Source organism: Rhodococcus sp. MSC1_016, from assembly GCF_023667485.2.
Taxonomy (GTDB): Bacteria; Actinomycetota; Actinomycetes; order Mycobacteriales; family Mycobacteriaceae; genus Rhodococcus_F; species Rhodococcus_F oxybenzonivorans.
Genome location: NZ_JAMOZI020000001.1, coordinates 3,049,330 through 3,063,324, shown reverse-complemented (window position 1 = coordinate 3,063,324; position 13,995 = coordinate 3,049,330). Strand labels below are relative to the sequence as shown.

12 protein-coding genes are annotated in these 13,995 nt (G+C 66.4%); all 12 read left to right on the top strand.

Annotation, left to right across the window (positions count from 1 at the left end):
* Positions 1-103 precede the first annotated feature (103 nt).
* The gene (gene mihF, locus L1080_RS14140) at positions 104-415 is read left to right on the top strand and encodes an integration host factor, actinobacterial type (RefSeq protein ID WP_109328903.1); all 312 of its coding nucleotides are present in this window, start codon (positions 104-106) and stop codon (positions 413-415) included.
* Positions 416-577: 162 nt separating this feature from the next.
* Positions 578-1,030, top strand: coding sequence for an SRPBCC family protein (locus L1080_RS14135; RefSeq protein WP_374433848.1), 453 nt, complete (start codon positions 578-580; stop codon positions 1,028-1,030).
* Positions 1,031-1,206: 176 nt separating this feature from the next.
* The gene (locus L1080_RS14130) at positions 1,207-1,365 is read left to right on the top strand and encodes a hypothetical protein (protein WP_159921383.1); all 159 of its coding nucleotides are present in this window, start codon (positions 1,207-1,209) and stop codon (positions 1,363-1,365) included.
* 91 nt (positions 1,366-1,456) lie between these two features.
* On the top strand, positions 1,457-4,132 hold the full coding sequence (locus L1080_RS14125) for a valine--tRNA ligase (protein ID WP_250771374.1): 2,676 nt from the start codon (positions 1,457-1,459) through the stop codon (positions 4,130-4,132).
* A complete protein-coding gene (gene folC, locus L1080_RS14120) occupies positions 4,129-5,556 on the top strand; it encodes a bifunctional tetrahydrofolate synthase/dihydrofolate synthase (protein ID WP_308202145.1) in 1,428 nt (475 codons plus the stop codon). The genes L1080_RS14125 and folC overlap by 4 nt, the downstream gene beginning before the upstream one ends.
* Positions 5,553-5,957, top strand: a complete 405-nt coding sequence (locus L1080_RS14115) for a DUF4233 domain-containing protein (protein WP_109328911.1) — start codon at positions 5,553-5,555, stop codon at positions 5,955-5,957. Before folC ends, L1080_RS14115 begins: the two co-directional genes overlap by 4 nt.
* Positions 5,958-5,975: 18 nt before the next feature.
* Positions 5,976-6,389, top strand: coding sequence for a nucleoside-diphosphate kinase (gene ndk / locus L1080_RS14110; RefSeq protein ID WP_250771377.1), 414 nt, complete (start codon positions 5,976-5,978; stop codon positions 6,387-6,389).
* 432 nt (positions 6,390-6,821) lie between these two features.
* Positions 6,822-10,466: a translation initiation factor IF-2 N-terminal domain-containing protein gene (locus tag L1080_RS14105; RefSeq protein ID WP_374433854.1), complete on the top strand. Its 3,645-nt coding sequence runs from the start codon at positions 6,822-6,824 to the stop codon at positions 10,464-10,466.
* Between the two features lie 204 nt (positions 10,467-10,670).
* On the top strand, positions 10,671-10,982 hold the full coding sequence (gene rplU / locus L1080_RS14100) for a 50S ribosomal protein L21 (RefSeq protein ID WP_109328917.1): 312 nt from the start codon (positions 10,671-10,673) through the stop codon (positions 10,980-10,982).
* Between the two features lie 43 nt (positions 10,983-11,025).
* Positions 11,026-11,289 carry a 50S ribosomal protein L27 gene (gene rpmA, locus L1080_RS14095; RefSeq protein ID WP_005248077.1) on the top strand — a complete coding sequence of 88 codons (264 nt, stop codon included), beginning with the start codon at positions 11,026-11,028 and terminating at the stop codon, positions 11,287-11,289.
* A gap of 137 nt (positions 11,290-11,426) precedes the next feature.
* Entirely contained in the window at positions 11,427-12,887 is a 1,461-nt protein-coding gene (gene obgE, locus L1080_RS14090) for a GTPase ObgE (protein WP_250771380.1), read from the top strand.
* Positions 12,884-13,984 carry a glutamate 5-kinase gene (gene proB / locus L1080_RS14085; protein WP_159921393.1) on the top strand — a complete coding sequence of 367 codons (1,101 nt, stop codon included), beginning with the start codon at positions 12,884-12,886 and terminating at the stop codon, positions 13,982-13,984. Before obgE ends, proB begins: the two co-directional genes overlap by 4 nt.
* Positions 13,985-13,995: the final 11 nt, after the last annotated feature.

The window sequence follows — 13,995 nt, the reverse complement described above, 5'->3', positions numbered from 1 at the left end:
GTGGGCAATTCGGACACAACGTGCGACACGTCGGCTGGATGACGTGAAGTAGCGATTCTCTCGCTACGGTGTTCGATAAGCACCCCGAAATGAAGGAGACATCGTGGCACTTCCCCAGCTCACTGACGAACAGCGGGCCGCAGCTCTCGAGAAGGCCGCAGCCGCTCGACGTGCGCGTGCAGAACTGAAGGGCAAGCTCAAGTCGGGTGACGTCACTCTCAAGCAGGTCCTGTCCAAGGCCGACGTGGATGACATCATCGGCAAGACCAAGGTGAGCGCCATCCTCGAGGCTCTGCCCAAGATCGGCAAGGTCAAGGCTCAGGAAATCATGGCCAACCTCGAGATCGCCCCGACTCGGCGCCTTCGTGGCCTGGGTGATCGCCAGCGTGACGCCCTGCTGGCTCACTTCAGCTGACACTGCCTCGGGAACCGCACCGCACCGCCGTTCGGGGGTGCGGTGCGGTTTTCCGTTGAAGGACCCCCCCGACACCTCGCCGTCTGTGCAACCAGTGGGTTGCGCAACGGCCATTAATGTGCAACCCTGGGGTAGCACATATGCGGCGAGGTGAGGATGATCATGAGCACTTCCGGGGTGTCGACCGACCGGATCGAACGCGAAATCTTCATCGCGGCCCCAGTGGAGCGGGTGTACCGGCTGGTGAGCGAGCCCGGCTGGTTCATCGGTGACGGAGACCCGAGTGCACGCACCATCGTTCGTGAGGGCGACGTCTACGTAGTCGAATACCCGCCGTACGGACGGTTCCTCGTTCTGCCCGTCCGGGCCGACGCTCCGCACTACGTCTCGTTCCGTGGGGGAGACGAGCCTGGTGCGCCCCTGAACGAGGGCAACTCCACGCTGGTCGAATTCTTCCTGCCCGAGCACCGCGACGGCACGATGCTGCGGGTCGTCGAGAGTGGATTCGACGCACTGTATGCGAGTGCAGAACGACGGGCTGCCGCTCTCGACGACAATTCCCGAGGCTGGGAGATGCAGCTTGCGATCGCAAAGCGGGACGCCGAGCGGTCGTAGCGAACGATTGGTGCGCGTGTTGCAGCGTCAACTGCGCGGTCCGCAGCGAGTTGGGGGCATACTCGACATAGAGGCCGGACCGAATCTCGGGAACCCGGAGATGTGTACACGGCCCCCACCCGCTTCAATCAGCGGAACTGCCGCGGCCCGCTACGGCAGACGAACCGGAGGAAACCTTGACCAACCAGCATGTGCAGCTCTTCTCCGAGCAGCACCCGCCTACCGGAACCACGCCCCTCCCGCGTGGAGACGAGGGCGACGAGCCGGCGCAGTCCGTGGACGCCCACCATCCCACGGCAACCGAGATTCACCTCACACTGTTCAGCGACCGGTAGAGAGCAGCAGTCGGCAGCCCTACACCGCTGTCGGTCGCTCTCGGCGGCCCGCACGTTCGAGGGTCGCGTCCGCGTTCACTAGACTCGACGGGTGACCAGTGCAGCTCCCGAAAATTCCCAGAACCGCGCCGATGCCCTCCCGAAGAGCTGGGATCCCAGCTCCGTCGAGGCCGACCTGTATCAGGGCTGGGTAGACGCCGGTTACTTCCGTGCGGATCCTTCCAGCAGCAAGCCCGGTTACTCCATCGTGCTGCCGCCGCCCAACGTGACCGGCAGTCTGCACATGGGTCACGCACTCGACCACACGTTGATGGACGCACTGAGTCGCCGCAAGCGCATGCAGGGCTACGAAGTGCTGTGGCTGCCCGGCATGGACCACGCCGGCATCGCCACCCAGAGCGTGGTGGAAAAGCAGCTCGCCGCCGACGGCAAAACGAAGGAAGATTTCGGCCGCGAACTCTTCATCGACAAGGTGTGGGACTGGAAACGCGAGTCCGGCGGAACCATCGGTGGGCAGATGCGCCGCATCGGCGACAGCGTCGACTGGAGCCGCGACCGTTTCACCATGGACGAGGGACTGTCCCGGGCCGTCCAGACCATGTTCAAGCGGATGTACGACGACGGCCTCATCTACCGGGCCGAGCGTCTCGTCAACTGGTCGCCCGTGCTGCAGACCGCCATCTCCGACATCGAGGTGAAGTTCGAGGACGTCGAGGGCGAGCTGGTGTCGCTTCGTTACGGCTCGTTGAACGACGACGAACCGCACGTCGTGGTCGCCACCACCCGCGTGGAGACGATGCTCGGTGATACCGCCGTGGCCGTCCACCCGGACGACGAGCGGTACAAGCACCTGATCGGAACGACGCTCGAGCACCCCTTCACGGGGCGCGACATCCCGATCATCGCGGACGAGTACGTCGATCCCGAATTCGGTACCGGTGCAGTGAAGATCACGCCGGCGCACGACCCCAACGACTTCGAGATGGGTCTTCGGCACAACCTGCCGATGCCGACCATCATGGACAAGACCGGCAAAATTGCCGACACAGGAACTCAATTCGACGGACTCGATCGTTTCGAGGCGCGGGTCAAGGTGCGAGAGGCGCTGGCCGAGCAGGGCCGCGTTGTCGCCGAGAAGCGCCCGTATCTCCACAGTGTCGGCCACTCGGAGCGCAGCGGTGAGTCCATCGAACCGCGCCTGTCGCTGCAGTGGTGGGTGAAGGTCGAGTCCCTCGCGAAGGCGGCCGGCGATGCGGTGCGCAACGGCGACACCGTGATCCACCCGACGAGCCAGGAGCCACGATGGTTCGCCTGGGTCGACGACATGCACGACTGGTGCATTTCGCGCCAGCTGTGGTGGGGCCACCGGATTCCCATCTGGTATGGACCCGACGGTCAGGTGGAGTGCTTCGGGCCCGACGAGACCGTGCCCGAGGGCTGGGAGCAGGATCCCGATGTTCTCGACACCTGGTTCTCTTCCGGACTGTGGCCGTTCTCGACCATGGGCTGGCCGGAGAAGACCCCCGAGCTCGAAAAGTTCTATCCCACCAGCGTTCTCGTCACCGGGTACGACATCCTGTTCTTCTGGGTGGCGCGGATGATGATGTTCGGCACCTACGTGTCGGAGGACGAGGCCCTTGCGGCCGGAAAGTCCGGCCCGCAGGTTCCGTTCGAAGACGTTTTCCTGCACGGCCTCGTCCGCGACCAGTTCGGCAAGAAGATGTCGAAGTCGCGGGGCAATGGCATCGATCCCCTCGACTGGGTCGACCGCTTCGGCGCCGATGCGCTCCGCTTCACTCTCGCCCGCGGTGCCAACCCCGGCAGCGACCTGTCGGTCGGTGAGGATCACGCGCAATCGTCGCGGAACTTCGCCACCAAATTGTTCAACGCGACCAAGTTCGCGTTGATGAACGGCGCTGCGCCCGCTCCGCTTCCCGATCGCGGGGAGCTGACCGACGCCGACCGGTGGATCCTCGACCGTCTCGAGCAGGTGCGCGGCGAGGTCGATGCAGCTTTCGACCGTTACGAGTTCAGCAAGGCCTGCGAGGCGCTGTTCCACTTCGCGTGGGATGAGGTCTGCGACTGGTATCTCGAGTTGGCCAAGGTGCAGTTCGCCGAGAACGACACCGTTGCCGCGACCACCCGAAGCGTTCTGGGCACCGTGCTGGACGCTGTGCTCCGGCTGCTGCATCCGGTGATTCCGTTCGTCACCGAAACGCTGTGGAAGGCGCTGACGGGCGGTGAATCCGTCGTTGTCGCAGAATGGCCGCAGAGCACCGGCGCGGCGGCGGATCCGGTTGCAGCCCAGCGCATCGAGGACATGCAGCGCCTCGTGACCGAGGTGCGCCGTTTCCGCAGTGATCAGGGGCTCAAGCCCTCGCAGCGCGTGCCTGCCCGCGTGAGCGGCATCGTGGAGGCGGACCTGAACACCCAGGTCGCCGCCATCACGTCGCTGGCACGGCTGACGGCGCCGGAGGAGGGTTTCGAGGTATCGGCGTCCGTCGAGGTGCGCCTCAGCAAGGGCACCGTCACCGTCGACCTCGACACCTCCGGGAACGTCGACCTCGGCGCGGAGAAGGCCCGGCTCGAGAAAGACCTCGCTGCGGCGGAGAAGGAACTCGCGGGCACTGCCGCAAAGCTGTCCAACGAGGCATTCCTGGCGAAGGCTCCCGACGCTGTCGTGGAGAAGATCCGCACCCGCCGGCAGATCGCCACCGAAGAGATCGAACGCATCACCAAGCGACTGAAGGAGCTGGAAGGCGCGTGACCTCGCCCGACTCCCCGCCGGAGAAAGTCAGCCCGGTCGACCTCGCCGAACTGGCATTGGTCGAGGCGGAACTCGACAAACGCTGGCCCGAGACGAAGATCGAACCCTCTCTCACTCGGATCGCAGCGTTGATGGACGTGCTCGGTTCGCCACAGAGGGGATACCCCGCTATCCATGTCACCGGAACCAACGGCAAGACGTCGGTGACGCGGATGATCGACGCCCTGCTGACCGCACTGCACCGCCGGACGGGACGCACCACCAGTCCCCACCTGCAGCTCGCCACGGAGCGGATCAGTATCGACGGGCGTCCGGTGTCACCCCGGCGGTACGTCGACACCTACCGCGAGATCGAACCCTACGTTCAGATGATCGACCAGCAGTCGGAAGCTGCGGGTGGGCCGCGGATGAGCAAGTTCGAAGTACTCACCGCGATGGCCTACTCGGCCTTCGCCGAAGCGCCGGTCGATGTGGCCGTGGTGGAGGTGGGTCTCGGCGGGCGCTGGGATGCGACGAATGTGATCGACGGCGAGGTCGCCGTGATCACACCTGTCAGCCTCGACCATGCCGAGTATCTCGGCGACGATCTCGCCGGAATTGCCGCGGAGAAGGCCGGGATCATCAAGAAGGGTCGCGAGGATGCCGTCGTGCCGCGCGACGCGGTCGCCATCATCGCCGAGCAGACGCCCGAGGTCATGGACGTGCTCCTGCGCCGAGCCGTGGAGGTCGACGCTGCCGTGGCTCGGGAAGGGGCCGAATTCACTGTCCTGGCGCGGCAGATCGCCGTCGGCGGTCAGCAGTTGGAACTGCAGGGCCTCGGCGGCGTGTACACGGACATCTTCCTGCCACTACACGGAGAACATCAGGCGCGCAACGCCTCTCTCGCACTGGCTGCCGTCGAGGCGTTCTTCGGTGCCGGCCCCGACCGCCAACTCGATCAGGAGGCGATTCGGACGGCCTTCGCCTCGGTGGTCAACCCCGGTCGCCTCGAGCGTGTGCGCAGCGCCCCCACCGTCTTCCTCGACGCCGCCCACAACCCCGACGGCGCAAGGGCGCTCGCCGCGGCGCTCACCGCCGAGTTCGACTTCCGCAAGCTCGTCGGGGTCGTCAGCGTCATGGGGGACAAGGACGTCGAGGGCATCCTCGCAGCGCTGGAGCCCGTTTTCGACGAACTTGTGGTGACCCACAACGGCTCGCCTCGCGCCATGGACGTCGAGGACCTCGCCAATCGGGCGGTCGCGAAATTCGGTGACGAGCGCGTCGTTGTGTCTCCCACTCTCGCGGATGCGCTGGAGACAGCCATCGGTCTGGCCGAGGAAGTTGCGGAACCGGGTGAGGCAGTATCGGGTGCGGGCGTGGTGGTCACCGGATCCGTGGTGACCGCCGGTTCGGCCCGCACCCTCTTCGGAAAGGACCCAGCGTGAGCGAGCCAGATTCGAGTGCCCCGGACTTCGGCCCGCCGGCCAAGGATCCCTGGAAAGGTTTCCGCGGTGTGGTCGCCGGATCGCTGGTCCTCGAAGCGATCGTCGTGCTCCTCGCCCTGCCCGTCGTCGCCACCGTGGGTGGGGGAATCACCTGGGTGTCGGGTTCCTACTTGGTGGGTCTCGCCGTGCTGATGATCCTCGGAGCCGGCCTGCAAGGCCGGTCCTGGGCGATGACCTACAACCTCTTGCTGCAGGTCGCGCTCCTTTTCGGCTTCTTCGTGCACGTGTCGATCGGCGCGGTCGGCGTGGTCTTCGCCATCCTGTGGGGATACCTTCTCTACTTTCGGAAGAATGTTCGAGAAAGAATGGAGCGGGGCCTGCTTCCTGGGCAACGGGACTGACCATTTAGGCTGTCCGCCGTGACTGAGCGCACCCTTGTACTGATCAAGCCTGATGCTGTTGCCCGCGGATATGTAGGAGAAATCCTCGGTCGGATCGAGCGGAAGGGTTTGACGATCTCTGCGCTCGACCTGCGCACCGCACCCACCGACGTCGCGGCAACCCACTACGCCGAACACGAAGGACGTCCGTTCTACCCGAGCCTGCTCGAGTTCATCACCTCGGGACCGCTCGTCGCGGCGGTACTCGAGGGTCCGCGGGCAATCGCAGCGTTCCGTCAGCTGGCCGGCGGCACCGACCCCGTGGAGAAGGCGTTGCCGGGAACGATCCGCGGCGACTTCGGGCTGGAAGCCCAGAATAATCTGGTGCACGGTTCCGACTCGGTCGAGTCGGCTGAGCGGGAGATCGCCCTCTGGTTCCCGCACCTCGCCTGACGCTGACCAATGCTTCCCGCGCCGCGGCGTGGCGTCCGTCAGAACGTGTTGCAGACGGATCGGTGCGCCGCTGGCACGGAGTGCGGCACACGTGTGGGATACTGAGGGCGGTTGAACCGCAAATTGTGCTTCACGCGGCTTCGACCGGATGACACCTCGGCTCGATGCCCTTCATCGCTGCCCCTACGTCAACAGGAAGTCCCTGGGCGGATCGGCAAGCTGGATGATCAGGCGCTCGCGTCGCGGACTCACGCCATCCGCAAGGCACTACATGGATGTGCAGTGAAAACGGACACTGCATGCGCCGTGTGGAGCGAGACCAGACAATCTCGCGCTCACAGCAGTGGCGCGAGTACACACACTGCGCCCTCGCGTGGCCGCGTGACATTCCCAGACAGGGGAGTGGACGCGCCCGGGGGCTGAGGAGACTACGTGGCCGATCAAGCGCCGCCCATAAATTCAGAACCGAACGCCGACAGCGCAGGACGTACGGTTCCTGTTCTTCCGGAAAAGATGCGCGTCCACGCTCTGGCCAAGATCCTGGGCGTCACCAGCAAGCAGGTTCTCGCCGAGGCTGCGGCCCTCGGAACCGAACTGCGCAGCGCGCAGTCCAGTCTTCAACGTGAGGTAGCCGAGCGCGTTTACTTAGCGTTCGCGCCCGCCGACATCCCTGAGCCGGCCGTCGAGGCCGAACCGGCCGTTCCTGAGCCCGAGCAGGCGGCTGAACCAGAACCGGCCGTTCCTGAGCCCGAGCAGGCGGCTGAACCAGAACCGGCAGTCGCCCCTGAGGCCGTTTCCGAACCGGAGCAGGCCGTCGAAGCCGAGCCGGTAGCTGCAGCCGAGCCGACAGCTGAAGCAGAACCGACAGCTGAAGCAGAACGGGTCGCCGAAGCTGAACCGGCGGCTGAAGCCGAACCGGTCGCTGAAGCCGAACAGGCCGTCGAGGCCGAGCCGGTAGTTGCAGCCGAGCCAGTAGCTGCAGCCGAGCCGGCGGCGGCGGTCGAGGACGCCGCACCCGAGGCGAGCGCGCCCGACCAGGTACGGGCTGAGAAGGAACTCGGCCGCGACCTGTTCACGACCTCGGCGTACGAGGTCGAAGCCCCCGCAGCGGAGCCCGGCCCCGAGACCACTCCCGCCGTCGCGCAGGTTCCTTTGTTCCTGCAGCCCGACCCCGCTGCGGTCGAGACGCCGCGTCGTCGTCGCAGCCGTCGGGACGCCGGAACGCCGGACGCCGCGTCCGAGCAGGCGCAACCCGCCCCCGAGAAGCGGGACGTCCCCGCTGAGCCCGCACGGTCCGCCGACACCGGAACCACAGAAGCCGAATCCGACGATGCCGATGCCGATGGCGACCAGCCGCGGCGCCGCCGCCGGGGACGCCGTGGCCGTGGCCGCGGCCGCGGCGAGCAGCAGAACGAGCAGGGCACCGAGACCGACTCGGACACCGAGTCCTCGGACACTGTCGACACGGTCGAGCAGACAGGGGAAGAGAAGGCGGGGGACGAGAAGACCGCCGAGAAGCCTGCCCGCGAATCCGCCGAAGCAGCCGAGACGGAGCCGGCCGAGGCCGAGGCCGCGGAGTCGGACGAGACGGATTCGGATCAGACCGGTGACGAGGATTCCGGCGACGCCGACTCGGACGGTTCGAGCCGTCGCCGTCGCCGCCGTCGTCGGCGCAAGTCAGGTACCGATGCTTCCGGCGAGAGCGTTTCCGAGGACGATCCGCCCAATACCGTCGTCCACGAGCGTGAGCCCCGCAACAAGAGCCGGGCGAAGGACGAAGTCCAAGGCATCACCGGGTCGACACGACTCGAGGCGAAGCGTCAGCGTCGCCGCGACGGTCGCGATGCCGGCCGCCGTCGCCCGCCGATTCTCACCGAGTCGGAATTCCTGGCTCGCCGCGAGGCGGTGGACCGCGTCATGGTGGTCCGTGACCGGATCGCCACCGGGCAGCCCCACGCCACCACGCAGGTTGCGGTTCTCGAGGACGGGGTTCTCGTCGAGCACTTCGTGACCACGTCCGCGTCGGCCTCCATGGTCGGGAACGTGTACCTCGGACGTGTGCAGAACGTTCTGCCGAGCATGGAGGCGGCGTTCATCGACATCGGCCGCGGCCGTAACGGCGTCTTGTATGCAGGTGAGGTCAACTGGGAGGCCGCCGGGCTCGGTGGGAACTCCCGCAAGATCGAGCAGGCGCTCAAGCCGGGCGACCAGGTCCTCGTGCAGGTGAGCAAGGATCCGGTCGGGCACAAGGGTGCGCGGCTGACCACGCAGATCAGCCTGGCCGGCCGATTCCTCGTGTATGTGCCGGGCGGCACCTCCACCGGAATCAGCCGCAAGCTGCCCGACACGGAACGCAAGCGCCTCAAGGACATCCTCCGCGACATTGTTCCGGCGGACGCCGGTGTGATCATCCGCACCGCCTCCGAAGGTGTGAGCGAGGAAGAGCTGGCGCGTGACGTCACCCGTCTGCAGGAGCAGTGGGCCGGAATCGAAGAGCAGGCCGCCAAGGCGGACGCCGGCAAGTCCGGGAACCCGCAGGCGCTCTACGAGGAGCCGGACCTGCTGGTCAAGGTGATTCGCGACCTGTTCAACGAGGACTTCTCCAAACTCGTCATCGAGGGTGAGAAGGCGTGGTCGACGGTCGAGTCCTACATCAAGTCCGTGGCTCCCGACCTCTTGCCGCGGCTCGAGCAGCACACCGGACACAACGGTATCGACGTCTTCGAAGCGCACCGCATCGACGAGCAACTGGCCAAGGCACTGGACCGCAAGGTGTGGCTGCCGTCGGGTGGCACGCTCGTGATCGACCGCACCGAGGCCATGACCGTGGTCGACGTCAACACCGGCAAGTTCACGGGCGCCGGCGGCAACCTCGAGGAGACCGTCACTCGTAACAACCTCGAAGCCGCCGAGGAGATCGTGCGGCAGATGCGCCTGCGCGACATCGGCGGCATGATCGTCGTCGACTTCATCGACATGGTGCTCGAATCGAACCGGGACCTGGTGCTGCGACGTCTCACCGAGGCCCTCGGCCGCGACCGCACCCGCCACCAGGTGTCGGAGGTCACGTCCCTCGGCCTGGTGCAGATGACCCGTAAGAAGTTGGGTACCGGCCTCGTCGAGGCGTTCTCCACCACCTGTGAGCACTGCCACGGACGCGGAATCATCGTCCACACCGAGCCGATCGACGCGAAGGTCTCCGAGGACAACGGGGCACGGGGGTCCTCCCGCGGCGACGCCGGCGGCTCCCGCAAGAAGCGCGGTCGCGACAAGTCCGCCGGTGCCGATGTGTCGCCGACGCCCCCGCAGGAGGCTGTCGTCCCGGCCGTGGATGCGACCGTGAAGCGGGCGCATCCGGTGGCTCTGGCGATGGCGCACCACCATCACGAGGACGCGGCAGCGCCCGAGCGGCCCCGCGAAACGGCAGCGCAGCACGCTCGTGACGAGGCTGTGCACGACGCACCTCGTAGCGAGGCTGTGCACGACGTGCGTGCTGCCGAGGCGGCGCAGGTGGATGCTCCGGCCGCGGTGGCCGCCGAGGCTACGGAGCAACCGTTCGTCGCTTCTACCGCGGCGGAGCAGACGACGGAGGGGACGCCCACGGCGGACCTGGCCGGAATCGAAGAAGCTGTTGCCGAGGCACCGGCGGCCGTCGCCGACGAAGCAGTGCCCGCACCGGAACCCGTGGTCGAGCCCGTGACGCCGGAAACTGCGGTGACGCCGGAGACTGCGGTGACACCGGAACCTGCTGTCGCACAGGAACCTGCTGTGACATCCGGACCCGTGACTCCGCAGCGGCGTCGTAGTCGCCGAGTGTCGAGGGCAGCGGCCGCACCGGTGTCCGAAACCCCGGCAGCGGGCACCGTCTTCGTGATTCCTGCCTCGTCGGAGTCGGAGTCGGAGTCTCGGTCGGAGAGGGCTCCGGAATCAACTCCGGAACCGGCGATGTCCTCATCGGCGCCGAGCGGGTCGGCCGGTTCCTCGCCCACCGGCACGGGTGTGCAGCCTGCGCCTCGTCGGCAGCGGCGTCGCGCAGCGGCGCGTCCCGCCGGTCCGCCGGTGGACGCCGACAGCTGATCAGAGCTGCGGGAAGGCAATCCGCCCAGTTTGTATGGAACGGTTGCCTTCCTGTAACCTTGACCAGTCGCTACTCGGCGATAAGGGTCAGCTGTGCCTTCACTTGTGAAGGCTGCGCGATCTCGACCGAGCTAGCCGTACCAACAGACCAGTCGCGCACTTCGTGGCGCGAGCAAGTTCGAAGAAGCAAGGGGTAGCCCTCCGATGGCAACGTACGCGATCGTCAAGACCGGCGGAAAGCAGTACAAGGTCGCTGTTGGTGACCTCGTCAAGGTCGAGAAGATCGAGGGTGAGCCCGGCACTGCTGTCTCGCTTGCTCCCGTTCTCGTCGTCGACGGATCCGATCTGACCACCGATGCCGACAAGCTGGCCAACATCTCGGTCACCGGCGAGGTCGTCGAGCACACCAAGGGCCCGAAGATCCGCATTCACAAGTTCAAGAACAAGACCGGCTACCACAAGCGTCAGGGCCACAGGCAGAAGCTGACGGTCCTCAAGGTCACCGGTATCAAGTAACTAGAGCTTCAGAGCTGATTTCACCCGAGGAGGGTCAAGAAACATGGCACATAAGAAGGGTGCATCCAGCTCCCGTAACGGGCGCGATTCAAATGCACAGCGACTCGGCGTGAAGCGCTTCGGCGGTCAGTCCGTCAGCGCCGGCGAGATCCTGGTGCGTCAGCGCGGAACCCACTTCCACCCCGGCGTCAACGTCGGACGTGGCGGCGACGACACGCTCTTCGCTCTCTCCGCCGGTGCCGTCGAGTTCGGCACCAAGCGTGGACGCAAGACCGTGAACATCGTTCCGGCGGCGGCAGAGGCCTAGTCCTGCCGCGAGTATGTACCGTCCTGACATAGGACGTACCAAGCTCCCGAATAGGGGCGGACCAGGGTCGAGATACCCGGTCCGCCCCTATTGTTTTTTCAGAGTTCATTTATTGACTGAGGAAGGATCCGGCAGTCATGTCCCGATTCATCGACCGCGTCGTGCTGCACGTCAGCGCCGGCAAAGGCGGCAACGGCTGCGCCTCCGTACACCGGGAGAAGTTCAAGCCGCTCGGCGGCCCGGACGGCGGTAACGGCGGGCGTGGCGGTGACGTGGTGCTCGAGGTGGACGGCAATGTCCACACCCTCCTCGACTTCCACTTCCATCCCCATGCGAAGGCCACCAACGGCAAGCAGGGGATGGGAAGTAACCGGGACGGCGCCCAAGGTGACGACCTCGTCCTGAAGGTCCCGGACGGCACCGTCGTCCTCGACGAGAACGGCAAGGTTCTCGCCGACCTGATCGGTATCGGCACCCGGTTCGAGGCCGCCCAGGGTGGGCGTGGTGGGCTCGGAAACGCCGCGCTGTCTTCCAAGGCACGCAAGGCGCCCGGCTTTGCCCTCCTCGGCGAGGACGGCGTCGAACGCGAGCTCGTCCTCGAACTCAAGTCTGTCGCCGACGTCGGGCTCGTAGGCTTTCCCTCGGCCGGCAAGTCCTCCCTCGTGTCCGTGCTCTCGGCGGCAAAGCCCAAGATCGCCGACTACCCGTTCACCACTCTCGTCCCCAACCTCGGTGTCGTGTCCAGCGGTGATACCACCTTCACCGTCGCCGACGTGCCAGGGTTGATCCCCGGGGCGAGCGAGGGACGTGGCCTGGGTCTGGACTTTCTGCGCCACCTCGAGCGCTGTGCTGTGCTGGCGCATGTCGTCGACTGTGCGACCCTCGACCCCGGTCGTGACCCGATCTCCGACATCGACGCCCTCGAAGCTGAGCTCGCGGCCTACAAACCCGCGCTGTCCAGTGACGCCAGCCTCGGTGACCTCGCCGATCGTCCTCGCATCGTGGTCCTCAACAAGGCGGACATTCCGGAAGCTGCTGAGCTGGCCGAGATGGTGACCCCCGACCTCGAGGCCCGCGGTTGGCCGGTGTTCACGATCTCCGCGGTGAGCCGCGAAGGATTGCGTCCGCTGATCTTCGCGTTGGCGAAACTTGTCGAGGAGTACCGCACGGCGCATCCGCCGGAAGTCCCCAAGCGGCCCGTGATTCGCCCGATTGCCAACAAGGACAACAGCTTCAGCGTTATAGCCGACCCGCAGGTGCCAGGCGGCTTCATCGTCCGGGGAACGCGTCCCGAGCGCTGGGTGCGGCAGACCCAGTTCGACAACGACGAGGCTGTGGGTTATCTGGCCGACCGTCTCGCTCGACTCGGAGTGGAGGACGCCCTCGTCAAGCAGGGAGCCGAACCCGGCGCGTCCGTCACGATCGGTGACGTGAGTTTCGACTGGGAACCTCAGACGCCCGCAGGTGTCGATCTCACTCGCACCGGCCGCGGTACCGACCCACGTCTCGATCAGGTGGAACGTATCGGCGCGTCGGAGCGCAAGCACGCACACAGGATCCGTCGCGGTCTCGAAGGCCTCGACCCCGAAGAGCAGTGAGCGCCACCCGGCGCACGATTGCGTCGGCCGACAGCATTGTCGTGAAGATCGGATCGTCAGCGCTGACCAGCCTGGTCGGCGGACTCGACGTGGGTCGTCTCGATGCGCTGGCTGACGCAATCGAGGCACGGATGCGTGCCGGCTCCGACGTGATCGTGGTGTCGTCCGGTGCCGTCGGCGCCGGTCTGGCGCCACTGGGTCTCACGCGGCGACCCCGCGACCTGGCCACCAAGCAGGCCGCCGCAAGTGTCGGGCAGCTGGCCCTGGCCCACGCCTGGGGAACGTCCTTCTCCCGGTACGGCCGCACCGTGGGGCAGGTGCTGCTCACCGCCGACGACATCGCGCGCCGTGCGCAGCATCGCAATGCCCAGCGGACCCTGGACCGTTTGCGGGCGCTGCATGCCGTGGCGATCGTCAATGAGAACGACACCGTCGCCACCGCCGAACTCCGGTTCGGTGACAACGACCGCCTCGCTGCGCTCGTGGCGCACCTGGTCGGTGCCGACGCACTCATCCTGTTGTCGGACGTCGACGGTCTCTACGACGGCGATCCACGCAAGGGGAACGCCACTCTGATCCCGGAAGTGAACAGCCCCGAGGACCTCGACGGAGTGGTCGCCGGTTCGGGTGGTGCCCTCGGGACGGGCGGCATGGCGTCCAAACTGTCCGCGGCCCGCCTCGCCTCGGATGCCGGTGTGCCGGTGTTGCTCGCGGCAGCGTCGGAGGCGGGTGCGGCGCTGCAGGACGCCGCCGTGGGAACAGCTTTCGCGGCTCGGCCCACCCGGCTGTCCGCACGCAAGTTCTGGGTGCGGCATGCCGCGGACGAACAGGGAATCCTCCACATCGACGAGGGCGCGGTCCGTGCCGTCGTCACCAAGCGGCGGTCGCTGCTGCCCGCGGGCATCACTGCCGTTTCGGGCCGGTTCTACGGCGGCGACGTGGTTTCCCTGCTCGGCCCCGAGGAGCGTCCCGTAGCGCGGGGCGTGGTGGCCTACGACTCCACCGAGATCAACGACATCCTGGGGAAGTCGACAACCGAGTTACCGCCGGAGATGCAGCGACCCGTGGTGCACGCCGACGACCTCGTACCGCTCTGACTGGGGTGCCT

Bases quoted from the DNA above. Each gene is read 5' to 3' on its own strand.
- rplU (WP_109328917.1), top strand. From the start codon at position 10,671: ATGGCAACGTACGCGATCGTCAAGACCGGCGGAAAGCAGTACAAGGTC.
- L1080_RS14135 (WP_374433848.1), top strand. From the start codon at position 578: ATGAGCACTTCCGGGGTGTCGACCGACCGGATCGAACGCGAAATCTTC.
- obgE (WP_250771380.1), top strand. From the start codon at position 11,427: ATGTCCCGATTCATCGACCGCGTCGTGCTGCACGTCAGCGCCGGCAAA.
- rpmA (WP_005248077.1), top strand. From the start codon at position 11,026: ATGGCACATAAGAAGGGTGCATCCAGCTCCCGTAACGGGCGCGATTCA.